General features: G+C 35.8%; 32 protein-coding genes. All 32 read left to right on the top strand.

What is annotated here, in order from left to right:
• Positions 1-571: 571 nt before the first annotated feature.
• The 32 genes from AC4PM4_RS00005 (at position 572) to AC4PM4_RS00160 (ending at position 24,028) form a co-directional block, all read left to right on the top strand.
• On the top strand, positions 572-1,048 hold the full coding sequence (locus AC4PM4_RS00005; RefSeq protein ID WP_400344143.1) for a GNAT family N-acetyltransferase: 477 nt from the start codon (positions 572-574) through the stop codon (positions 1,046-1,048).
• A 245-nt stretch (positions 1,049-1,293) separates the two neighbouring features.
• Positions 1,294-2,076 (top strand): nucleoside phosphorylase, encoded by a 783-nt coding sequence (locus AC4PM4_RS00010; RefSeq protein ID WP_491612364.1) that lies wholly within the window; start codon positions 1,294-1,296, stop codon positions 2,074-2,076.
• 264 nt (positions 2,077-2,340) lie between these two features.
• On the top strand, positions 2,341-2,994 hold the full coding sequence (locus tag AC4PM4_RS00015) for a lysozyme inhibitor LprI family protein (RefSeq protein ID WP_274566454.1): 654 nt from the start codon (positions 2,341-2,343) through the stop codon (positions 2,992-2,994).
• A gap of 240 nt (positions 2,995-3,234) precedes the next feature.
• Positions 3,235-3,663: an NUDIX hydrolase gene (locus AC4PM4_RS00020; protein ID WP_491612366.1), complete on the top strand. Its 429-nt coding sequence runs from the start codon at positions 3,235-3,237 to the stop codon at positions 3,661-3,663.
• Between the two features lie 222 nt (positions 3,664-3,885).
• Complete coding sequence (locus AC4PM4_RS00025) at positions 3,886-4,479, top strand: hypothetical protein (protein ID WP_400344149.1); 594 nt, start codon at positions 3,886-3,888, stop codon at positions 4,477-4,479.
• Between the two features lie 947 nt (positions 4,480-5,426).
• Positions 5,427-6,362: an acetamidase/formamidase family protein gene (locus AC4PM4_RS00030; protein WP_090949203.1), complete on the top strand. Its 936-nt coding sequence runs from the start codon at positions 5,427-5,429 to the stop codon at positions 6,360-6,362.
• Positions 6,363-6,529: 167 nt separating this feature from the next.
• Positions 6,530-7,081 carry a 2'-5' RNA ligase family protein gene (locus AC4PM4_RS00035; protein ID WP_072732459.1) on the top strand — a complete coding sequence of 184 codons (552 nt, stop codon included), beginning with the start codon at positions 6,530-6,532 and terminating at the stop codon, positions 7,079-7,081.
• 181 nt (positions 7,082-7,262) lie between these two features.
• On the top strand, positions 7,263-7,829 hold the full coding sequence (locus AC4PM4_RS00040) for a histidine phosphatase family protein (protein ID WP_072732460.1): 567 nt from the start codon (positions 7,263-7,265) through the stop codon (positions 7,827-7,829).
• A gap of 295 nt (positions 7,830-8,124) precedes the next feature.
• Entirely contained in the window at positions 8,125-8,454 is a 330-nt protein-coding gene (locus tag AC4PM4_RS00045; RefSeq protein WP_139295601.1) for a hypothetical protein, read from the top strand.
• 285 nt (positions 8,455-8,739) lie between these two features.
• Positions 8,740-9,849 carry a DUF3626 domain-containing protein gene (locus AC4PM4_RS00050; protein ID WP_491612367.1) on the top strand — a complete coding sequence of 370 codons (1,110 nt, stop codon included), beginning with the start codon at positions 8,740-8,742 and terminating at the stop codon, positions 9,847-9,849.
• 5 nt (positions 9,850-9,854) lie between these two features.
• Complete coding sequence (locus AC4PM4_RS00055; protein WP_491612369.1) at positions 9,855-10,121, top strand: hypothetical protein; 267 nt, start codon at positions 9,855-9,857, stop codon at positions 10,119-10,121.
• Between the two features lie 64 nt (positions 10,122-10,185).
• On the top strand, positions 10,186-10,701 hold the full coding sequence (locus tag AC4PM4_RS00060) for a phosphotransferase-like protein (RefSeq protein ID WP_072732462.1): 516 nt from the start codon (positions 10,186-10,188) through the stop codon (positions 10,699-10,701).
• A gap of 75 nt (positions 10,702-10,776) precedes the next feature.
• The gene (locus AC4PM4_RS00065) at positions 10,777-11,397 is read left to right on the top strand and encodes a zinc dependent phospholipase C family protein (RefSeq protein WP_072732463.1); all 621 of its coding nucleotides are present in this window, start codon (positions 10,777-10,779) and stop codon (positions 11,395-11,397) included.
• A gap of 240 nt (positions 11,398-11,637) precedes the next feature.
• Complete coding sequence (locus AC4PM4_RS00070) at positions 11,638-12,279, top strand: DEAD/DEAH box helicase family protein (protein WP_274566463.1); 642 nt, start codon at positions 11,638-11,640, stop codon at positions 12,277-12,279.
• A gap of 240 nt (positions 12,280-12,519) precedes the next feature.
• Positions 12,520-13,266 (top strand): class I SAM-dependent methyltransferase, encoded by a 747-nt coding sequence (locus AC4PM4_RS00075; protein WP_491612370.1) that lies wholly within the window; start codon positions 12,520-12,522, stop codon positions 13,264-13,266.
• A gap of 17 nt (positions 13,267-13,283) precedes the next feature.
• A complete protein-coding gene (locus tag AC4PM4_RS00080) occupies positions 13,284-13,685 on the top strand; it encodes a GNAT family N-acetyltransferase (protein ID WP_063563262.1) in 402 nt (133 codons plus the stop codon).
• Positions 13,686-13,738: 53 nt separating this feature from the next.
• Positions 13,739-14,284 (top strand): GNAT family N-acetyltransferase, encoded by a 546-nt coding sequence (locus AC4PM4_RS00085; RefSeq protein ID WP_491612372.1) that lies wholly within the window; start codon positions 13,739-13,741, stop codon positions 14,282-14,284.
• Between the two features lie 163 nt (positions 14,285-14,447).
• The gene (locus AC4PM4_RS00090; RefSeq protein WP_491612373.1) at positions 14,448-14,888 is read left to right on the top strand and encodes an HD domain-containing protein; all 441 of its coding nucleotides are present in this window, start codon (positions 14,448-14,450) and stop codon (positions 14,886-14,888) included.
• A 113-nt stretch (positions 14,889-15,001) separates the two neighbouring features.
• Positions 15,002-15,475, top strand: a complete 474-nt coding sequence (locus tag AC4PM4_RS00095; protein WP_491612375.1) for a hypothetical protein — start codon at positions 15,002-15,004, stop codon at positions 15,473-15,475.
• Between the two features lie 81 nt (positions 15,476-15,556).
• A complete protein-coding gene (locus AC4PM4_RS00100; protein WP_143764715.1) occupies positions 15,557-16,027 on the top strand; it encodes a DUF5662 family protein in 471 nt (156 codons plus the stop codon).
• Positions 16,028-16,053: 26 nt separating this feature from the next.
• A complete protein-coding gene (locus AC4PM4_RS00105; RefSeq protein WP_491612376.1) occupies positions 16,054-17,049 on the top strand; it encodes a serine hydrolase domain-containing protein in 996 nt (331 codons plus the stop codon).
• Between the two features lie 156 nt (positions 17,050-17,205).
• On the top strand, positions 17,206-17,730 hold the full coding sequence (locus AC4PM4_RS00110) for a GNAT family N-acetyltransferase (protein WP_063563265.1): 525 nt from the start codon (positions 17,206-17,208) through the stop codon (positions 17,728-17,730).
• A 242-nt stretch (positions 17,731-17,972) separates the two neighbouring features.
• Entirely contained in the window at positions 17,973-18,521 is a 549-nt protein-coding gene (locus tag AC4PM4_RS00115) for a GNAT family N-acetyltransferase (protein ID WP_491612377.1), read from the top strand.
• Positions 18,522-18,546: 25 nt separating this feature from the next.
• Complete coding sequence (locus AC4PM4_RS00120; RefSeq protein ID WP_491612379.1) at positions 18,547-19,065, top strand: GNAT family N-acetyltransferase; 519 nt, start codon at positions 18,547-18,549, stop codon at positions 19,063-19,065.
• Entirely contained in the window at positions 19,066-19,590 is a 525-nt protein-coding gene (locus AC4PM4_RS00125; RefSeq protein ID WP_063563268.1) for a P-loop nucleotide/nucleoside kinase family protein, read from the top strand. It abuts the gene before it with no gap.
• A gap of 104 nt (positions 19,591-19,694) precedes the next feature.
• A complete protein-coding gene (locus tag AC4PM4_RS00130) occupies positions 19,695-20,534 on the top strand; it encodes an aminoglycoside phosphotransferase family protein (RefSeq protein ID WP_063563269.1) in 840 nt (279 codons plus the stop codon).
• A 68-nt stretch (positions 20,535-20,602) separates the two neighbouring features.
• Positions 20,603-21,010 (top strand): NUDIX hydrolase, encoded by a 408-nt coding sequence (locus AC4PM4_RS00135; protein ID WP_491612381.1) that lies wholly within the window; start codon positions 20,603-20,605, stop codon positions 21,008-21,010.
• Positions 21,011-21,208: 198 nt separating this feature from the next.
• Positions 21,209-21,937, top strand: coding sequence for an alpha/beta hydrolase family protein (locus tag AC4PM4_RS00140; protein ID WP_491612382.1), 729 nt, complete (start codon positions 21,209-21,211; stop codon positions 21,935-21,937).
• 237 nt (positions 21,938-22,174) lie between these two features.
• A complete protein-coding gene (locus AC4PM4_RS00145) occupies positions 22,175-22,684 on the top strand; it encodes a DUF1572 family protein (RefSeq protein WP_491612383.1) in 510 nt (169 codons plus the stop codon).
• A 74-nt stretch (positions 22,685-22,758) separates the two neighbouring features.
• Positions 22,759-23,232 carry a GNAT family N-acetyltransferase gene (locus AC4PM4_RS00150; protein WP_063563273.1) on the top strand — a complete coding sequence of 158 codons (474 nt, stop codon included), beginning with the start codon at positions 22,759-22,761 and terminating at the stop codon, positions 23,230-23,232.
• Positions 23,233-23,375: 143 nt separating this feature from the next.
• Entirely contained in the window at positions 23,376-23,798 is a 423-nt protein-coding gene (locus AC4PM4_RS00155) for a GNAT family N-acetyltransferase (RefSeq protein WP_063563274.1), read from the top strand.
• Between the two features lie 5 nt (positions 23,799-23,803).
• Positions 23,804-24,028, top strand: coding sequence for a hypothetical protein (locus tag AC4PM4_RS00160; RefSeq protein WP_063563275.1), 225 nt, complete (start codon positions 23,804-23,806; stop codon positions 24,026-24,028).
• Positions 24,029-24,037 lie beyond the last annotated feature (9 nt).

The raw sequence follows: 24,037 nt of genomic DNA on the forward strand, positions 1-24,037 counted from the left end.
AAGAGGGATTTCAGCCGACAACCCCTTCGGGGTTCATGAATACAGGAACGTTATAGGAAATAAGCAAACACATAAAGAAAATTTATTTTATCTAACATATTTTTTTGTGAGGAAGTGATTGAGTGAATAAAGACATTCTACTTGAATGGGATAGTAAGCATAGTGCAATGAAACGCACGAAAGAACATTACTGGAAGACCTATAGGAAGTGGCGTGGCTCGATTTTGGAAGCGTATTATTTAAAGATCGGATTATTAAAGTAAAGCATAATTTGAAGACTGCAAGAAGCGCTCTAAAACTAGGACTTGAACTATCAGACATTTTGAAAATCACAGAAATCCCACTCAAATATATAGAATTATTAAAAGAAAAATATAGTTGATATAAAGGGAATGGTACAAGAGGGATTGGTCATTCGAAGAAGCCGCTGACATCCAATAACATAATATTCACACTGCGGACATTTGTCCTTGGTCCGGCATGCGCCGGACACTCAGCATACGCTAAGTCGTGAATATAGGAACGTTATCAGAAATAACATGAATATATAAATTAGAGCGGAGAACATCAAATGAAATTTGAAATAATTCAAGCAAACAAAGAATGTAAGGAAGTTTTGGCGAATTTGATGCAGTTTTATATTTATGACTTTTCAGAATTTATAAAATGCGATGTAGAAGAAGATGGGCTATACGGAGCTTATCCATTAGAAGATTACTGGATAGAAAAGAATCATAGATTTCCGTATTTAATTAAACAAAATAATAAGTATGTGGGTTTTGTATTGGTAAGATTAATTGAAACGGCTGAACGTAATTACTATTCAATTGCTGAATTTTTTATATTAAAGAAATATAGACGAGAAGGGATTGGCAAAGCTGTAGCTGCTCGTATTTTTGATTTATATAAAGGACAATGGGAAGTCTATCAGATCGAAGGAAACAAATCGGCTCAGATATTCTGGAATAAAACCATTGATGAATATACAAAAGGGCAATTTAAAGAGCGGATAGAGAATGGAAGAAGAATACAGAATTTTATTAGTTGATTCAAGGGATCATGTTACATCTGATAACATTGCATCACACATCGGTCGCTACGCTCCCTTGGTCACCAAGAAGAGTTTCGTAGAAGCTGAATCAGGTTACACAGACACATCCAATCGGCTAAGTGGCAGAGCCACCCGGACCTACGGCCCTTAAGCCGATTGAACGTCCGTAATACGCGAAGGTTATATGTAATAGCCGCAAAGAAATAATAAAAAAATTTAAATTACTTTGGAGGTAAGTCGAGATGGAAAACAAAAAAAATGATAGTAAAGAATTCCCGATATTGGAATTTGATGAATCGCGAGTTGCAATAATAGAGGCAACTAATTTTATTAAGCCAAAAGAAGAATTTGAATACTGTGTCATAACATTTTTTCGAGATGTAATTGAAAAAATGAAAACGGAGGGAAAGTTGAAAGAAGTTGCATCTCTACATTGCGAGACTGTAGATTTGCCAATATATGAAACATATTATCAAGGAAAAAAAGTACATATTACTTTGGGGTATTTAGGAGCTGCAGGTTCAGCAGGATTCTTAGAAGAACTGATAGCCTATGGTTTTCAGAAATTTATAGTTTGTGGTGGTGCAGGTGTATTACAAAAAGACATTGCTGTTGGACATGTAATAGTACCAGTTTCGGCAGTGAGAGATGAAGGAGTATCATACCATTACATTAAGCCATCAAGAGAAGTTGAATGTAATCTAGAGGTGTTGAAATTCATAGAGGACGATTTTAATATACATAATATAAGGTATATTAAGGCCAAAACTTGGACGACAGATTCATTTTATAGAGAGACTAAAGAAAAGGTTGAGTTGCGGAAAGCAGAAGGGTGTATAACTGTAGAAATGGAAGCAGCAGCATTTATGGCTGTTTCACAATTTAGAAATGTAAAATTAGGTGTTATCTTGTATGGCGGTGATGATTTAAGTGGTGTCGAATGGGATAGTCGAAGTTGGAATAGCAGATCAGAAATAAGAGAAAACCTTGTTCAAATATCAATGCGGATATGCAGTTCTTTATAACTGAAATAGCTATAATCCATTTATTAATGCATTTATTAAAAGGGAAATGCTAAATAGACAACACCGTATTCACGCTGCGGCCCCTGATGGGTCTTTGGTCTGCAAGGCGCATTTCGGAGAAGTGGATTCAGCAGACAACCCTGCGAGGCTAAGTGGCTGAGCCACCCGGTCTTAGCGGACCTTAAGCCTCTCGGGTTCGTGAATACAACAACGTTATTCGCCATTACCGGTAAATATTAAAGATAATCTTTAAGGAGATAATTTATGAAAGGTAAGATACTCTTCTTATTTTTTATTACGATAATGTTTTCATCTTGTCAAAATATTAGTCAATCGACTACTTTGAATAGCGAAACTAAATCAATAATGAATTCTGAACTGCCTCCTGATGTAGAGAGTAAAGGTAATGGAACAGAATCGAAAGAAATAACTGAAGGTCGATCAGAGCCTTCTAACAATGAAGTGTTATCCATGAGAATTGGGAACTACGATTTGAAAGGAGAATTTTATGATGAAATGCTTCGAAATCCTATAGATCATGATTATGAAGTAGAATTTAATGAATTTCAAAATTCCAAAGAGATTATTACAACAATGGGATGGGGATCGTTGGAAAGCAAATATACAGAAATTTGGGATAAAGAGTTGAATCAAATATATAAAAAGCTTCTTTCTAAGTTGGATAGAGAACCAAGAGAAGCACTAATCGAATCGCAGAAAGAATGGTTACAGTATCACTTAAGGGAAACAACATTTGTAGAGAAGACATTTATTAATAATGGTTACCTTGGATCAAAAGGATCGGTAAGCCTAGGCACGGTTATACGGGAGAGAATTAGGGAAAGAACAATGCAATTATTTGAATATCGATATTTGCTAGATAGTGAAGTTGAGTTTTTATACCAAAGTAAAAAATAGAGTGGGAATCTTGATCAAAGGTTTCTAGGTGATGCTTAGGAGACAGTAACGGCGCATAACAATATATTCATGTTGCGGGGATATCACTCCTTGGCTGCCAGATGTATAATCATGGAAGAACACTCAGACAACAAACGAGCCAGCTTAAGAGAAGAGCTATCTAAGGCTGGGTCGTTTCGTGAATACAAGAGCGTTATGTGAAAGATATTCAGATCTAAATCAGAAGGGAAGTCAAACATAATGATCAGAGTCGATGTAGCTTATTCCTTAATTACTGACCCAACCAATTCCAAAATATTAATGGTAAGGAATGTAGATGATTCTAGTGACCGATGGTCACTTCCAGGCGGCGCTGTTGAAAGAGAAGAATCATTAGACCAAGCAGCAATAAGGGAAGCTAAAGAAGAAACTGGACTAGATATTAAAGTTCATGGAATAGTGGCAGTAAATGAATGTAAATTTCCGGAAAAAGAAGAACATGTAATATTTATAACATTTAAAGGTGAGGTAATCGGTGGGAATGAAGAAATAGTTAGACCTAATGAAATTTCTGAAATAGCTTGGATTGATATAGAGAGGGCTGAACAATTGATGCCTCACTATAAAGATGGAATAAGAAGATTAATAGATGGATATGAAATAACATATTTTAACGAAGGCAATAAGTAATTTTGTTAGTTGTTCGAAACGGCATATTCTCCATATAACAAAATATTCATCTGCGGGCCATTCGTCCCTTGATCTGTTCCAGGAGTGTTTTCGAGGAAGAAGAATCGGGCAGATACATCCATTCCCTTAAGATAAGAGCTATCTAAGGGGAATGGACGTCATTAATACAGAAACATTAGCTAGAATTCCAGCAATTATTTATTTAGAGGTGTAAATTCAGAGATGTCTTATACAAAACCTGTTATTAGAGAACCATATTATGATTGTCCAAAATGGTTTGACAATGATGTGCATCGTTCAGAGTTACTAACGCTTTCGGGCAAGTGCACATCTTCTGAAGTTGAACTCTTTTTAATACATTTATTTGGATATTGCAATATAAATATAGATCAATCAATGGAAGACACTTTCAATGAACTATTTGCAAATGACTCTGTAGCTATTTTGGGTGGTGTTGCTTTTTATGAAAGTGAAGAAAAATTTATTATGCCAAGTTGTTGCTGTGGTCTAGAACAATTTAGGGAGATTTATAATTCTATTCTTAATAGAGAGAGTCCTTGGCTTGGACATGATCCCTCACCGGGAATAACTTATAAGGGTAACATGGCCATCGTCTGGTCTGATGATCCAGATTCTAGTGATAGATCGGACGTTTTCCATATTGATTTTGAGTTTGAAGAAATTTTATCTTGTCTTGAGAAATCCAAATATGATTTGAAAGATTTCATTGATAAGCCACTTTTTGAATGGATTTATCGAAGAGATCGAGATACAGCTAAAAAAATGAAAGATAGAATGTATGAGTGGTTTCTTTAGGAAATGTGATTATTAGTATTTCTAAGAAGGCAGGAACATCAGCTAACATTATATTCATGCTGCGGCTCGGCTGTAGCCGAACCTTGATCCGTCAGAATGTTTTAACAGAGAAGCAGAATCAGGCGGATAACCCTGCGAACCTTAAGGCAGCTGAAGCTGCCTTAAGGTTCGCAGGGTTCATGAATACAGAAACGTTATCGGAAAATACGCAAATATATAATTTAATATCAAAGAAGGCTAAACCATCTGATAACACCATATTCAAGCTTCGGGGCATTTGCCCCTCGGTCCGGCAGAAGTTAGAGGAATATTCGGGGCTAGATTTTCAGTAGCAAGGAAGTGGAATCAGCCGGACACATCCAATCGATTAAGTGCGCTGATGTGTACCCGGCAGCTTTGCTGTCTAAAGTCGATAGGACGTCGTGAATACCCGAACCATATACGAAACACTTCGAAAGCGGGAATAACATAAAAACAAATAAGGCAATGAAGAATTTATTGGATGAGTTATCTCAATCAAATAAATTCATAAATTCGGATTTATTAAATCCCAATTTTATTGAATAGGATAATTGTATCTTGATTTTAAGTTCTACAATCGAAGGAGAAGATGTGGTAATTAGATTCTATCAATCTAGGGATAATGAACCTGAATGGATTAATCTAAACGATCTTGAAGGATATAAAGAAGAAGCAATTTTAGTAATTGAGATTCTGAATCTAATTCAATGATGAGAAGTGCTTCGTATAACAAAATATTAAAGCTTCGCGCCATTCGGCCTTTGGTCCGGCAGATGCTTTTCGGGGATATGAAAGCAGTCGGACAAATCTTCACCGACTAACTGCATCGCGGCCAGCTCCTGACGGAGACTTAAGTCGGTGACGTCGCGAATACGAAACGTTATACAAAATTGGCATAAAGATAATACCGCATTGGAGGCGATATTATGGTGGTACACAAAATTGAATTATCCCAAGAAATATTAATTGGTTCATTTACTAAAGAAGTAACTCCAATCATTTCAGTGTCATCTGGTGATTCCATATGTTTTGAAACATTAGACGCAGGTTGGGGTACTGGGAGAAGTAATAGTGAGAGAAGGAAACCATTTTCAAGAAAAGAAAAAATTGATGGAGGCCACGCCTTGGTGGGACCTATTTATATTGAAGGTGCTAAGAAAGGCATGACTTTAGAGATTGAGTTTAATGATATTATACCTGGGCAATATGGTTTTACTGCTGCAGGTCAATATCCTAATTGGCAAAACCAGAAGTTACATTTGACCGAATTTAAGGAAATTAGCCTTGATTGGAAACTCGATAATAAATCCATGGTGGGAGTATGTGAAATCAACGGCAACTCCTTCTCGGTTTCATTACGACCTTTCATGGGCGTTATTGGAATGCCTCCAGATGACATAGGAATTCACTCTACTTGGCCGCCACGATATTGTGGTGGAAATATTGATTGTAAAGAGCTTGTGAAAGGCAGCAAATTGTATCTTCCTATTTCTGTCGATGGGGGTTACCTTGCTATTGGAGATGGTCATGCTTTGCAAGGGGATGGAGAAATCAGTTGCCAGGCTATTGAATGTCCGATGGAAGTTGTTGATATAACTGTAAATTTGATTGAAGGCATAGATTTGTTAACCCCCCAAGCTAATACTCCCGCAGGGTGGATTACTTTTGGGTTTCATGAAGATCTTAATGAAGCAACCGTTCAAGCTTTAGATGGAATGCTTACCTTGATGGGTGAGTTGTATGGTTTAAATCGTGTTGAAGCTATTGCTTTAGGGAGTTCTGTTGTTGATCTACGTATAACGCAAATTGTAAATGGGGTTAAAGGGGTACATGCCTGTCTCCCACATGGAATTTTGAAGTGATTCGAATGTAGCTCAGTACCTGAAATAAAGAAAACACATATGAATATCTTTCATGATTTTAATGTTTAGTGGTCTCAACTCATCATTAAGGAGAACCAAGCAAAAATGTACGATTAGTCATACGATTTTCCAATGAATAAGAATACAAAAGAAAGGATGTGGTTCGTTTGTTTGCTGTAGAATTATTCTTCAACAAAGAATTCGATGAGTACGTCAGAAAAGTATGGATGCACTTTGACAAAAAGGGAATCAGTTATTTTATGAATAGATTCGAGAACTTAAGTCCTCATATAACACTTGCCGTATATACGGATATTTCCGATTTGAAAGGATTTAAAGAACAACTGGAAATCTATTTTGATAATGTTTCTCCTCTTCGTTTACGATTTGATATCGTAGCTACCTTTCCAACCTCGGGAACGATATTTTTAGCCCCAACCATGACGGACGAACTTCAACGTGTACACAAGGATTATTATAATAAGTTAGACAAATATAATAATCAAGCGAGTATATATTATAGTCCAAATCAATGGAATCCACATTGTACCCTGGGAACACAATTAAGTAGAGAAGCGATAGCTAAGGGAATTCATGATGTAGTAAAGGAATTTGAACCTATGGATGGGATCATAGAAAGAATGAGTTTAGTGAAGATTGAGCTGTCAGAAGTAGGGAACAGGAATATAACCATATTTGAACAATCTTTTGAAAGTTAATTCAAAGAGGTCAGTTACTGCGTATAATATTATATTCACGCTGCGGGTATTCGCCCTGGTTCCGAAAGGAGTCGGAGCATACGCTGGGTAGTAAAACACAAGGGAATGGACGTCGCGAATATATCAACTTTATGTGAAATCATAGTGTGATATTTAATGAAAGCATCTAAAGGAGGCTTGTATGAAGACAATTATCTATATGGTTAGGCATGGAGAATCACCATACAACGAAGGAAATGAAAGAACAAGAGGGCTTACCCCAAAAGGAAAGATCGATATTGAAAAAGTAACGAAGTTACTTATAGGTGAAGGAATAGACATGATTATATCAAGTCCTTACACTCGAGCAATTCTGAGTGTTGAAGGATTGGCCAAGCACTTAAAGTTAGAAATTAAAGCATTCGAAGATCTTAGAGAACGACATTTTGCATCTTATAATATTGAAAATGCAGAGTTAATGTCTAGTATCAGAGAGAGTTTTAATGATTTTGATTATACCTTGCCGGGTGGAGAGTCCAATGCTGATTGTCAGAAAAGAGCACTCTCAGTTCTAAAACCCTTACTAAAAGAGAACAGAGGGAAGAAAATAGCAATCGGGACTCATGGTCTTGTGATGACTTTGATGATGAATCATTTTGATTCAGCTTTTGGTTTGGAGTTTTTGAATCAATTAAAGAAACCAGATATTTATAAAATGCAATTCGAGGACTTAGAATTAAAGAAAGTAACAAGAATGTGGAATGATTAAATTTCCTAAGGTATAGAAAGAAAACTGTGATCTTACTTGAAAGAGTATTCACGCTGCCTTGGTCTTGCTGGAAGCAATTCGGTGAAGTGTGAGCAGGAAGACAACACTGAGAGGCAAACTGAGCAAGCGCAGCCGGATTTTTTGGTTCTTAGACTTCTCGGCGTCGTGAGTACAGGAACGTTAGATGAAAGCATCCAAATAAAATAAAAACATCTAAGAAGAGTAAAAAGAAAAAATGATAAAATCTATTAGTATTGATGCATGGAATGGGACCACATTTAAGGAAGAAGTCATTGTGAATCCTACATGGATGGACACTTTAAGTTTTTTAAGAAAACTCGATGGAGATAAATTTACATTAGTATTTTTTGAGGTATCAGACACCGATTCAGCATTAGTTGGGGGCGGACCTGAATATTTCATTGTGTCTATTACAATTGATGATACTATATATACTCTTATGAACGATAAACAGGATAACTGTGAAATTCCCCTGGTTGTTGGTGGTCAGTTAGGCAATTATTGTGATAACATTTGTATAGAATTAATTCCCATGCTTGAAGTAATACGGTATTTTTATGAAACCGGAAAACTACTCGAATTACATAAATGGAAACAAGAATAAAATTACTCTGAATGTAACTCGAAGAAATGAGTGACATCATCTAATGGGCAGCAGGGTTCGTGGTCCGGAAGAGCAGATTCACCGGACACTTTCAACCTGCTAATTGGCAAAGCCACCTGTCACTAATTGCCTAAAGCCACTTAAACATTGCGACTTAAAAAAACTGCGAACGCTTACATAAAGGCTATGAAATTATGCGTTACTGCAGGGAATGATGATGCTCCTAATAGCCTTGTTTTTAAAAGTAGGTTGAGGTCTCAATTTTAGAAAAGGATGGTGTTTCTTGTGTCGAACAACAGACAACTTACAAGATCTCAGAACGCAGCGATTGAATATATAAGTAATGACGCAAGATCCCAAAAAAGAGAAGCTCAAGCATCACTCAAAGAAATTTTTCATTTTTCGAATATTCCTTGGAATACCTATGAAGAAGCAGTTCATAAGATTAAATCCCATGCAAGGGTGGCTTTGCATTTTCATCCGGATCGTCCGGTTTTAGATATGAAAAGTGTAGCTCAATCTTTATTAGAGCAGGGGAACTATAAAAGTCAGTTCGAGACATTCATATCCAATGGGAGCGTATCTGCATACGTAGGTGGTGCAAGAGATCTTTGGGAGGAAAAACTATTTGGCGGAGCATATCAGTTAGAAGGTGCAACCAACTTTGAACGGCCAAAGTATGGTGCTCTTCATTTGTTGTTACATCCGGATGGACCGTCTCCACGATTCGGCTCTTGTTATTTTCTTTTAAAATCGAATGCTTCATATCGCTGTACGTTCACTTACGGTGGCTCTCAAGATGCTCCAAAGGAAAAGGGGACATATGAGGAATTAGACGATATTTTATCAGCGCTCTTTAGGGATGCTTTCTTTCGAGATTATGCTATTGGAGAAAAAGATCTTACTCCTAAAAAATTGATAGATCAGCTATTGTACAATCTGGAACGTCCGTTAGAGGATCCGTCAAAGCTGGCCCTACATCGGAATCTTAACCATTTTATCGAAACTCAAATTCATGGAGATATATATCTTGAAGATGATGTGGAAATTTTAGTGGCTGACCCATCGTTCAAAGGAACGGAAATAGGGAATTATTTAGAGCAAATCTGCATCAAATATTCCATTGAACTATTTTGGCATATGGGATTTGCGATGCGTGCAGAGGAAGTGCCCTCTGATTTTAGGGGTCCAACCATGCCATCATTAGCGAAGCGAATTGCAAGCAACGGTAATATTGACGCAAGTGTGATCGGGAATGCTGTCAACGATTTGAAGCACAATCCTGATCTCTGGTCTGACAGAGGTAATTACGAAGAAGTGCTTCAGGAATTAAAATACATGTGGCATATACTCGTTCGATATGGTAAATCGATTGATAAGCTGTATAAAGGATGATTCTAATGAAGAAATCATTATTTATAAAACTAACAAGTGCTGTATTATCAACGATTATTATGTCTTTTATGTGCGCAACGATATTCTTTCCAGATGAGTTAGGAAGTACATTTTTATTGGGGATAATAATGTTCATGCTGTTATATGGTATTGGAGGCATTCCATTTTCAGTAATTGCATCAGCGATAATAAAAACCTCAAGAGTTTCTTATAAATTCAACTTAATTGAACAGTTCATAAAAAAAATGAAATTAAAAGAGGTACAGTTTTAGAAATTTAGCAATTCGAAGAATCATAGATACTTTAAATATAACTCGCGCAAAGGAAGATGAGAAAATGGATAAAGGGAAAATTATATTTCTGAATGGGGTAACCAGTTCTGGTAAAACTTCAATCGTAGAAGCGATGCAAAATTACGATGAACCCTTTTTTTATGTTGTGGCCAATGATCTTTTTGAAAATACGATTGGTGATAAACATTTGCAAACAGACTACTGGAAGTATTTAAGTGAAGCCATCATTCTAATGTATCATACAGCAAAATTATTTTCCGATCATGGAAAGAATGTTTTAATCGATGGGGTACTTGTTGAAAGACCGGAATTAAAGCCACATTATGATAAAGTCCAAGATATATTTGATGGATATCCTTTGGATATCGTTGAGGTGTACTGCCCGTTAGATCTTTGTCGTAAGCGAAATATAGAACGTGGTGACAGAAGAGAGGATCAATCGGATGAGCAAAATAAAATAATGTCGCAACACATTCGCTATAGCTTTTCAGTCGATACGAGTTTGAATACGCCGGAAGAATGTGCAGAAATGATTATCACATCACTATTCAAGAAATAATGATTTGAAATATCAGTTTAAGGAATCAGAATCAGGTAAACAGACTTCAAACTTTCGTTAAGGGGAGGAAGAAGTATGGGTTCAAGAATAATGCATCTGATTGTGGCGAATAGAATTGCAGATTCCTTATCTATTGTAGATAAAACGCCTTTTTTACTTGGAAATATTGCACCGGACGCAGTTATAACAAAAGATTCATCACATTTTTTTGCTGGTGAAATTCAGGATTATTCAAGGAACGTAGACTATAAAGGATTCTTACATAAGTATCGATCACAGGTAGAAGACCTTTATGTTTTGGGTTATTTCACACATTTAATTGCGGATGATATATGGTTAAAAGGTTTTAATTTACCTTGGTTAAGGAACAGAATGGAAGCTAATGAGGAACTATATAATCAGTATCATAACGACTTTAGATTATTGAATGGGAAGTTGCTTGAACATTATGGATATAAAGAGGAATTAAGAAACAGGCTTAATCACATTCCAACAATACCGGATTTAGAGGAAGTTAAATCTACAGATGTCAAAAAGTTTGTGCCATATATATTTGACGATTTGGATTATGACAAAGAAATTTTGATAGAAGCCCTTAATGTTTTTACTTTTGAGCAGATCATTGGTTACTTAGAGACATCAGTCGATATGGGAATATTGAATATGAAGTATATAAAAGTAAAGTACAATTTGTAAATAATTCTATGAAGTCGCATGGTAGCTGCACGGTCTAAAGATAAGAGAGCAAGTCAATCCGCAATGTCATGTGGCTCTAACGGAGATTAATGGTAAATGAAGGAGTGAACTATAATTCGCCGAATACTATTTAGGTATAAATAAGAAATGGAGGATTATATTATGTGGTTTTGTTGTGTGTATAAAAAACCGATAAGAATCCGTAATCACCCTCAATATTAAAAATTGAGGAGGAATAAAATGAGAATAAATAACAATTATTTAAAAGAACAATTAAAGCATGTGTATTGGTTAAATGGTGGTTGTTGCGCGGGAAAGACAACGATGACAAAGAAATTTGTTGCAGAGTTAGGATTTCAAACATTGAGCGATAATGTCTTGAAGTATAGACCATTCACTAATTCGACTGAATATCCTGCTCTTCAATATCCCCATCCTGGTTTAAACTGGGAAGAGTGGTTTAATAGGCCTACTGATGTGTCTTTTCCATGGCTTTGTGAAATTGTTGTAGAAATGATGGAATTTTTCGTTATTGATTTATTAAAGATGCCAACGGATAAACCAATCATTATCGATTTAGGAATAATGCCTGAACACATTTTACCCTTTATTCCTAAAGAAAAAATGATGTGTCTTTATACATCTGATGATGAAATAGAAAAGCTATATTACTTTAGAGAAGACCATAAGATGATTTTGGATGTTATTAACCTTACATCAGATCCAGCGGAAACGATTAAACATGGCAACAAAACAATGGTGAAATTCTCCAATGAAATTAGAAATGCCTGCGTTAATAACAATATCAAAACACTTGAAAGAACACCTGACTTGGGTATAGAAGAACAATTCAGATTAGTTTGTGAGCATTTTGAATTATGATATGAGCATCCTTTGTTAATTTTATATGTAATACGGGTCAGGCTACCGATATAAGGTAGCCTGTTTAAATAACGGGACATGTTTGAATTATGAGATTAGAGAAGAACTTCGTAAATTAATTTATTGTCCCAACAATTAAAACATAATATTTGTTGGTCAAGGAATGCTGACTGCAAGATCGTGCTTACAAAGGGCATTAGTAAAACGAATGAGCAGCGAACAAAAGAGGGGGTTATCAGGATGAACAAACACCGTGTTTATGAAACAAACAGATCCTATTGGGATACAAAAGGAAATGACTTTTTAAGAGCAATCGTGCTTCCTTTTTATGGAGCATTTGTAACAGAGGAAAAATGCCAACTTTTTGGCGATGTCTGTGGAAAAAAGATGTTAGAAATAGGCTGTGGAGACGGCCAATCATTGCAATATCAGGGAGAGCGTAAGGCTGCTGAACTATGGGGGATGGATATATCAGAAAATCAAATTGAAAAGGCGAAGCAACATCTGACAACGTGTGGTCTTTCAGCAAAATTAATTTGTTCTCCTATGGAAGAAGAATCTAACATCCCTGTGGATTATTTTGATTTTGTTTATTCGATTTACGCCATAGGCTGGACAACAGACCTAGAAGGTACCTTTTGTCGGATCGCTTCATATTTAAAAAAAGATGGCATATTTATTTTTAGTTGGTCTCATTCAATTCACAAATGTGTTGTTGAAGAGAATAATAGATTGGTTTTTAAAAAGTCTTATTTTGATGAATCTTGGTATTCGGTCGCTCCTGATTTTGTTCAAGGCGAGCTAACTTTGTCTGATCGTAAACTATCAACCTATATAAATGCGTTAGCGAAAGCAGGGTTTGTTATTGAACAAATGATTGAAGAAACCGAACAGGAAATAATCCAATTGCATGATGAAAATAATGATCTCGTAAAAAGAGCGAAGATGTTTCCTGTAACCTTCGTTATCAAAGCAAGAAAACTTTGAGTCTATGGGGGTTACTCATGGTAACGTTAAAATTACATACAGAGAAACCGATTCTACAATCTGAACTAATGGGTCTTTATCAAGATGCTGGTTGGTGGCCTAACCGAGATGAGAATGGAATATTACAGCTACTTGTTAGTGGTGTTGCAGTAGGAGCTTGGAAAGATGATATATTAGTTGGTTTCTGTAGGTCTATTTCAGACGGAATATATCGGGCTTATGTAGAAGATGTTGTTGTATTAAGTATGTACAGAAATAAAGGAATAGGAGAACTAATGGTCAAAAGACTTTTAGATGAATTGAAAGATATTGACGTTATTAGTTTGTTTTGTACAGAGGATTTGGGTGGTTTCTACGAATTGTCAGGATTTAAACGGACAAAGCAAATTGTAATGCATTATAAGAATCAAGGAATTTAAAAAAATATTCAAAGAAGATGGGTACTTACTTAGGAATAAGGGAGAATGCGACAATGTTTAAATACGAAATTGATGATTCTTCTTATTTATCGCTATTGAAAATTAAAGATGCAGAACAATTATATAATTTGATTAACAGTAATAGGGAGCATATAGGTGAGTGGCTGAAGTTTCCTAGTATTACTGTAGAAGCAGATGATTCAAAAACCTTTATAGAAAGAACACGGATAAGATATGCCAAGGAAGAAGGTTACTGGTTAGGAATATGGAGTGAGGATAAACTTGTGGGTTCTGTTGGTTACTTATATTTAGATCAAGAGAACAAAAAAACTGAAATTGGATATTGGCTAGGTAAAGAATATGAGGGTAAGGGATTAATTACTAAATCTATTAAAGTATTAATAAATCATGCTTTTGACGAACTGAAATTAAATAAAATTGAGATAGGAGCAGCTACAAACAATATAAAGAGCCGTGCAATTCCTGAGAAATTAGGGTTTAAACGTGAAGGTGAACTAAGAGATTACGAGTATATCAATGGAAGGTTTCTAGATAGAATAATCTATGGATTGAAAGCTAATGAATGGATAACGGAATAGTATTTTTTATAGAAAGCATATGACATCATCTGAGATTAAATTTTTACGATTGGGCTTATGCCCTTGTCGTTCAATGAACAATCAGGGAAGTTGACTCTGACGACATGCGAGCGGACCTAAGATGGTGCTATCTAAATCTAATATAGTGACAGGAGGCGAAAGTTTGATTTCACATAAAAAGCTTAAACGGGTTGAACTTGTTCGTACTCTTGTTCTTGAAACGCTACATACTATAGAGAATACCTCCAAGAAAGAGGAAGCATTGGTTAATCTTTTCGGGGTTTCTAGCTTCGCTTCTTTACTTGCCATACGAAGAGAACAAAATTCGGAAATTGCTGCGATCGCAGGGTTGCTCCATGATTTTTATTTCTATAAAACCGGCATAAAATACTTCCCTGGACTTAACAGTGCGGATTCGGTAAGACCGATTTTGCGAAGCACCCAAATCTTTACCGACGAAGAGCTATCTGTCATTCTTCGATCGATCTTTTATCATAACGATAAACACCGGGTCCATGGACCGTATGAAGAAATTATTAAAGACGCCATACTTATACAGATGTATGTTCAGAATCCGGAGGAGTTTTTTCTGATATTGAGATAAATAGATTACAAAAAGGTCTTGTTGAATTAGGGATTCCAATAGAACACGTAGAGGCAAAGCACAAGATTAACAGAGAAACGATAAACAAAGGAACTGAAGATAGACGTCTTAATTTGGCTGAAATTGCGGAAGCGCTTGCAGTTCAAAGGGTTATGGGAATTCCAGAGGATGAAGGCTATCGGGAAATATGCAAGTACTGGCCTGACTCGGATATCTATAAAGTACTGGAATCAAATTGGTGTGCCGCATTCGTATATCATTGCTGTATGCAGGCTGGCATCATACTCCCTATTCTATACCCGAATCACAGTTATCGATTAGCTGGGGTTGGCGCCTGGTTAGATTGGGCTCAGCTACCTGAAACAAATTTTTTATATCAAGAGGATACCAGGGTTTTAAACCAAAGCGTGGTGATATTGTCATTTTTGAAAAGCTTCTATCCGATAATTCTCATGATCATATTGGAATTGTTTTGGCATGTGAGGGAAACCGATTATTGGTTGCAGAAGGTAACAAAGACAATAAAAACTTCTCCAGCGTTGTTTACAGGAATAGAGAACATTGTATTTACGGATATATACGTATAGACAACAGCTATCAATTTCATTTTGAAGGGGATATATACCAATTGTTTCTAAATTGAGTAAAAAACTTTAAAACCGAAGGAGATGGTCACTATACTCCTAGTATATTGGCGGTATTTTCTTTATGTTTTGGATCATAAATTAAACGTTCTTATCGAATGTTGGAAAGAAGGATTATATCTTCAAGGTATAATCCATGACATGTCTAAATTCTCTCCTCACGAATTTTTTCCTTATGCACGTAAATTCTATTCAAATCAGAAGGACGAGGATACCGAGCTGAGATGGAAGAATGCGTGGCTGCACCATCAAAATCATAATAAACACCACTGGGAGTATTGGATAGTAAATAAAAATACTAGAGAAGCCTTACCAATGCCAAAGAAATATTTGATAGAAATGGTATGTGACTGGCGGGCTTTCTCAAGAAAATGGGGGCGTAAAGTTAAAGAAACTAATTTACCAGAAAGAATGATGACATCTGAAAGTATAATATTACACCCAAAGACGAGGGAAGAACTTGAAAATTTCATGAAGAAAAAACAACAACAATAAACATAGTGAAGAAGGTGCACCTTTCATTGTTTAACCTAAAAATATCAAATAATAAAGCATTCATTGAACTGAATGATTATGTCTTACAGGTAAAGAATAAAATATCTGCTACCGCTGCTGCGACATATATTATTCATAATGATCGTATCGTGAATGAATGGTACTCAGGAGTACATGACAATTCTAAACCTAGTCGATTAGTTGATGAGGAATCACAATTTAATGTTGCTTCAGTTCGAAAAACATTTTTAGGATTTGCTATTAGTCTTGCATTACATGAAGGTAAGGTCAGAAGTATAGATGATCTTGTTGTGGACTACTTGAATGAGTTAGATAGGGAAGCACTAAGGCATATAACAATACGACATTTGTTAACCCACACTCATGGTTTAGGTGATCTGCATAATAGAATGTTTCTTCAAGGAACCGACTGGAAGTACAATAATACTGGTGTTAATCTGCTAATCGAGATTATTCGGAAATTATATAAAATCCCTGTATCACAATTACTCGAAGAGCGTTTATTCTCACCTATGGGCTTTAACCAAACAGGATGGAGGAAGGAAAATAATGAAAAATTAGTATGGCTCAATGAACAATATAAGGATGATCAAGGTAACCAGGCCAACTTATTTATGAGCACAAAGGAACTAGCATATTGGGGTTATCTGCATTTGAATAAGGGAGCTATAAACGGGAATCAGATACTTCCTAAAGAAATATTTGAGCAGACAACCACTATAATTAGTCCTCCTGATCTGGAACAACAATTGCCGAGAAACGGTTTTTTTTGGTTTGTGCAAGATCAACCACGGTCTTTTACAGAATTAGGTGATAAACTTCCACACGGTTCTTTCCAGTCTCTGGGCGCCACTGGATGTGCCTGTCTTGTCATTCCTAAGTGTAAAACTGTTGCGGTAAGAATGTATAATCAGACTGGACAAAATCCGTTAGGGTACGACTATCTTGAGGATATCAAAACATTTGGGGATTTGGTCTGTAAGTACATAGAAGATCTATAAACCGTGAACTTGGCTTAAAAGATATCAGGCATTCCATTTAAAAGATAATGATAAATTTTTACTGAATAAGAATATATGTTCTGATATAATTGAACTGAGAATAGTAAGTCTCTTCCTCTAAATTTGGTTACAAATAAAAACAGTGAGGTGAGTGAGATGGAACAAAGGAATGCGCCAGAGGTAAGAATTGAACTATGGGACGAAGGAGATTTAGATTTGCTTCGCCAATTAAATTCGCCTGAGATGACAGTACACTTCGGAGGACCAGAGACTGAGGAGAAAATCCTAGCTCGTCATAAGCGCTATTATGAAATCGCACAAAATGGAACAGGGAAAATGTTTAAGATCCTCTTGCTTCCGCATCTTGAAGTCGTGGGTAGTGTAGGGTATTGGGATCAGACCTGGAAAGAAGAATCTATTTACGAGATAGGCTGGAGTGTTTTATCGGAATATCAAGGTAGAGGAATAGCGACAGAAGCAACAGCGAAGGCCATAGCTTCTATCCGTTCTGAAAAGAAGAAACATAAATTCATTCACGCTTTTCCTAAAACCAAGAATCCCGCTTCAAATGCCATTTGTCACAAGCTGGGCTTTTCGTATATTGGCGAGTGTGATTTTGAATACCCTATTGGGACTACCATACGATGTAATGACTGGAGATTGGCAGTCGAGGAAAATTAAGATCAAGAGCATGGAGGGGGATTTTAAATCAGCTGCATGGCTTTCTCCATATTTCAGGGCAGATGAGAGACCATCTGCTTTTTTTTGCTTGATTTACTTCATATATGTAATAATATGGTTAGTACTTAGTGCATATAATTTGCTGATTAAAGGACATGTTGGTGCCTAGTTTCTATGGATTTATTTTTATTTGGATTCTAGAGACGCTGAGTGAAACTACTTAACTATTAAGGAGAACTAAAATGTCGCAGTTTCCCAAGTTAGAAACAAAAAGACTTGTATTAAGAGAGCTAACACAGAATGATTCCCCAGAACTATTTCATTTTTTTTCATTGGATGAAGTTACGAAGTTTTATGATGTGGAGAGTTTTACAACCATTAAACAAGCAGAAGAATTAATTCAAAGATGGAATGAAAGATTTGAATCAGGTCAAGCTATTCGTTGGGGAATCACTTTGAAGTCTGAAAACAAAGTCATCGGAACATGTGGCTTTCATGGATGGATGAAAAATCATTATAAAGCTGTCATTGGATATGAACTAACACCAGAATATTGGCATCAAGGTTTTATGACTGAGGTAGTTGAAAAGGTAATTGAATATGGATTTAATACGCTTGGCTTAAACCGAATTGAAGCATTTGTAGAACCAGCAAATGTGGGATCAAGAAAGGTTCTTGAGAAAATCGGCTTCAGAGAAGAAGGAATATTGAAGGAAAATTATTATTGGAAGAATCGATTTGTTGATAATGCCATTTATGCATTTCTCAAGAGTGACTATAAAGTTTATTAATAGCTAACGAAAGAAGGATAACCAGATGATTACAATCAGATTTGTGTCAAATGAGGATATCCCACACATTCAATCCATAGCTCAAGAAACATGGAATTATACTTATAAAGGCATATACTCCGAAGGCTACATACAAAATTTTCTAAGTAGAGCATATTCAGATGAGAATTTAAGTCGATCTGTCGAGAGAGAGGTTCAAAGTGTCAAACGGAGTTTTTTAATAGCTGAATATAATGGCGAAGTCGTTGGATATGCTCAAACAAGACAAGTGAATGAAGAAGAATACGAATTGCTAAGAATCTATATACGACCTGAATATCACAAAATGGGAATAGGTAAAGAGTTCATTAAGAGATTCATTCAAGTTTTAAACCCAATAAATAAACTGTTTGCCTGGGTAGGAAAAGAGAATCATAGAGGAAGGGCATTTTATGAGAAAAGTGGATTTAAAGAAATAGAAGAAATGATTGAAACCATAGAAGGGCACAGTAAAACGCAAGTTAAATATGAATTGGAAATCTCCAAGGGAAAGGTGGTTTCATAGATGTTTTTTCTTCAAATGTCGGGATTTCCTGGTTCTGGTAAGTCAACTCTTTCAAGACGGATAGCTAAAATAACAGGTGCCATAATTATTGATCATGATATCTCAAAGTCTTCCATATTAAAATCCATTGGGGATAGTAATTTAGAATTAAAAGTTTTAGGTATGACTTCATATAATATTGATTGGGCCCTGATAGAGTTTTATCTCTCCCAAGGCTATGACGTAATATTCGATAGTCCATGCTTTTATTCTGAGATGATTGAAAGAGGTTCGTCATTAAGTAAGAAGTATAATGCTAATTATAAGTACGTTGAATGTTACCTGAATGACTATCAGGAAATAAGTAAAAGATTACAACATCGAGAACGGATGATAAGTCAGATTTCGGGCACATCTGAAGAAGAGTTTAGAAAAAATATTAATGAAAGTAAGAGACCTAATGATATTCAATGTTTGCTTGTTGATTCGTCACAACCTATAGAGATGTATTTAAATAATGTTTTAAATTATATTGATGAAGAATAAGTGATGTGTCGTGAAATCGAAGATCTAATGAGAAAAAATGCAAACGCTTTAAAACATTTTCCGAAAGTCATGATTCTAAGAATAAAGAAAGAAGGCTGAATTTGGTGGTGCATGACATCTTATTACATAAATTTAAATATAGTACACTGACTGAGCTTACCGGAGGTTACACCAACAGCAGTATTTTACTTGAGGGATCAGATCCTCTGGTCGTAGCAAAGATTTTCAATGGTCTTAATCGTGATGCGATAACAGAAATTAACTGTTTAACCCTATTGAATAATTCAGGTGTGTCGCCAAAGATTCATGACTATTTTGAAGACAACGGTTCACAGTACATTATTATGGACTATGTGCACGGAATTAACAGCCAGAGATTTCTTGATGATGGAGACATTCATAGAGCTAAGGAAATCTACGAGTTGCTTGGAAATCATCTTGCAAAAGATATTCACTCATTAAAATGGAGAGATGGTGACCCTGACCTGCCAATCATAGAACTGATAAATATTGATATTGATGATCTTAACTATGTACCGAATAATCAAAAGGGAAAAGTAAAACAGATACTTAATGTATCAGTTATAGGGGAGAAAACCTTAATCCATGGAGATTATGGACCGCATAATGCAATTTTATCTAATAAATTAATATCTATTATTGATTGGGAGTGGGCAGGCTGGGGGAATCCACTGCAAGATGTCGCATGGGTAATATGGTTTGTACATTTACATTATCCAAACTTCTCTCGGGAGTTGTCTGAGATTTTTATTAATGCGTATAGTAAATTTTCAGATCTTAAGATTACCAATGAATTAGTGAAGGTATACTCAGTTTCAAGAGTAATTAATGTTTTAGATCGGATAAAGTACACAAATGAAGAAGTGAAAAATGAATGGCTACGAAGATTGGAATGGACATTGGAAACCAATTTTGTAGGATGATTTGTGGATGAGGCACCCCTTACATAACATTTTAAAACTAATACCCCCTGAGAGGACTAGATATATCTATGAATCCACCTAAGCATATCGTTTCAGCGGCTGCGATTGTAATGAATGAGAACAATGAAATTTTACTAGTCCGTGAACCTAGAAGAGGATGGGAAATGCCTGGAGGGCAAGTGGAAGAAGGAGAATCCTTACAGGATGCCGCAGTCAGGGAGACAAAAGAAGAATCAGGGATTGATATAGAGATTATTCGATTTTGTGGAATATTCCAGAATGTGAAGGGTTCAATCGTGAATACATTATTTTTAGCAAGACCGATTGGGGGAGAACCCATAGTAACTAGTGAAAGCCTAGAAACAGGATATTTTCCAATAGAAGAAGCATTAAATAAGGTGACTTGGAAGAACTTCAAACAGCGAATTGAATATTGTTTAAGGCCAGATTTACAACCATTTTATATTGAATTCTAAAGGGATTTAATTAATTCATACTGGGGGCGGCTAGAATTTTAGTTTATGGGATCGCCCGGAGAAAAAATGTGAGGTACTTGGTTCAGTCGCTTTATACTCTGCGATCATAAGTCACGACCGTGTGCTCTCACCTAACTTCTCGGATTCCTTATACAGAATTCTTCAATATATAATTACATAAAGAATAATGGAGAGCTAATGGATAATTATTATGAACAACTAATTGCGGGGATCCCTTGTATATGGATTAAGCCCAACTGTCAATCTAAAGGGATACTCATTTTATATCATGGATGGGTTTCAAACATTAAGGATTACATTTTCTTTGGTTCATTGATTTCTGATTGGGGATACACGGTTATCATACCTGAAATTCCATATCACGGTACCAGAGGGGAGCTTAACTATTTTGATCCTAAAGAAATACAAAAACATTTTTGGAAGGTCGTTATTCAGACGGTTGAAGAGGCTGGAGATCTTATTTCTGAATTAACCTTACATGACAAGATAGTGGGAGTGGTCGGTAATTCTACTGGCGGTTTTGCAGCTGCAGGTGTTTATGCAAATAACATAAGTATCAAATCTGCAATAATAATGAATGGTTCATGCGCTTGGGAAAGATTTGAAGAACTTATTTGTGAAAGAGATAGAAGAACACCTTGGACTTCAATAGATAAGGATACAATCTTAAAGCTAGATCCGGCTAAATTAAGGAATATGAAGAATAAAGAGATGCTTATTTTACATGGAACAGAAGATACAACTATTCCAATTGATAGTCAGAAGTATTTTATGAAAGTCATTGAACAGAACAATAATCTAAATAATTCAGTGCAATTTTTTGAGTACTCCAAAGTAAATCATCAAATTACTTTAGGCATGTTAGAAGAATCTAAGAGATGGTTAGATGAGCGGACACATAATTAAATCCTGAAGATAGTAGTAGCTACTTATAACAAATAGTCCCATATCAGGGCATTTGCACATCCAGGTCTGGCAGGAGTTCGAGGAGTATTAGAAGAACTAATTGGCAGAGGTTGCAATTGATCCGTTTGCTGAACAACAACATTATAGGAAATCAGCGCAAGGATGTAATGAATTAAAGGAAATACTTTTTCGGTTGTTTAGTAGATTAGCTGAAAAATTATAGACTGGAGTGTGCTCATGGAAATTGAATTAGAAGTAATTCAAAGTATGTTAGTGAAATTTATATCTGGAAGAAAATGGATTCTCCAAGCGATCTCACAATTATCAGAAGAAGATATCACTTGGTCACCAAATCAAGAAAGTAATAGTATTGCAAATCTCGTTGCACATATAAGAGGTTGTGTTCACTCAAGAATTGAAACGATATTTTATGATATTGCTGATTCAAGAGACAGGGATAAGGAATTTGAATTAGGACTTAAAATGTCGATAGAAGAAGCCTATAACATGACCAAGGAATCATTCGATATTATCATTCAATATCTCGAACACCTCAGTTTCAACCCAAATTTGTTGTTGTCTCAACCTTTCATTAATCGTCCCCCTCTCACATTCAGTCAAGTAAATAATGAAACAACGGTTTTGAATCTAATGATCGCAATGGTAAGAGAAATTCATTATCACACGGGTCAAATCATATATGCAGCCAAAACAAGGAAAGGAGAGCTAGTTTGGCAATACGATTGATATCAACACACATCTTTAACACGATAATTTCATAGAAGCAGAACACAAATTTTAATAACGGAGGATGATATGAAATGGAAATCTCATTATCCAAAGCAGGACTTAAAGAAGCTTCAATCATTCACGAAATGCAAATAAAAGCATTCATGCCTCTATTAAATAAATATAAAGACTATGAAACAAGCCCAGCAAATCAAACGGTAGAACAAATAGAAGATCGAATAAATCAAAGCTATACAGATTATTACCTAATAAGAGAAGCAAATATTCCTGTGGGGGCCATTAGAATAGTAAAAAAAGAGAATAAAATCTATCGAGTAAGCCCTATATTTATTTTACCCGACTATCAAGGGAGAGGGATTGCACAAAAAGTATTTTCAATAATTGAAGATAGGTATAGCGCTGCGAGAATATGGGAGTTGGCTACAATCTCAGAAGAGCAGAGGAATTGTTATCTTTATGAGAAATTAGGATATAGACAGAAGGGAGATACGAAACAAATTAACGACAAGATGACAATTGTGATTTATGAAAAACGCTTGACTTAGGTTATCAAAAAAAGGTCAAAACATTGAAACTGATGAGCAGTTGAGATTTATTTATGGAGAATCCATTAGATTTTTCCGATGTTGATCGTGCTGGAATTAAGTATTGCTTGAATCATCAAGGATTTTGAGAGGAGCTGGGATTGATGGATTTTATATATGGAGAATATCTTATCAGTGATAACAAAGAACTTATGGACATTCATGCGGTAAAGGGTTTCTTATCTAGAAGCTATTGGGCCAATAAGAGATCCGATGAAAAAATTGAAAAGTCCATCCATTCTTCAATATGTTTTGGAATTTATAAAGAAGAAGTTCAAGTTGGTTTTGCAAGGGTTGTCACAGACGATGCGACAATGTATTGGCTTTGTGATGTATTTATTCATGAGGAATTTAGGGGCCAAGGACTTGGTAAGAAACTAATTGAAGTGATTACACAATCGGATCGCTTTAAAGATTTAATGGGGTTACTCGGAACATTAGATGCACATGAATTATATGAACAATATCAATTTAATAGAAATAGTGAACGCTTCATGATAAGACTTCCTGATTATTTGAGGATGTGATGACTATGAAGAAAGCTATTTATTTTCTTTCTTTGATCATTGGAATCGTTTTTATAGCCCTTGGGGTCCTACCAGCTATTTTTGACCATCCATACAATGATGAACCAAACTCCGGGCCGGCAAGTTTTTGGGAACTGATTCTAATCATTAGTTACGAACAATGGATATTGTTTCTGATTGTTGGTCTGATATTAAGTCTGTTCCCTGCGTTAAAGCTACGGAAGACATGAAGGGAGATT

The sequence above is a fragment of the Paenibacillus sp. MDV22-iso6 genome, from assembly GCF_058408365.1.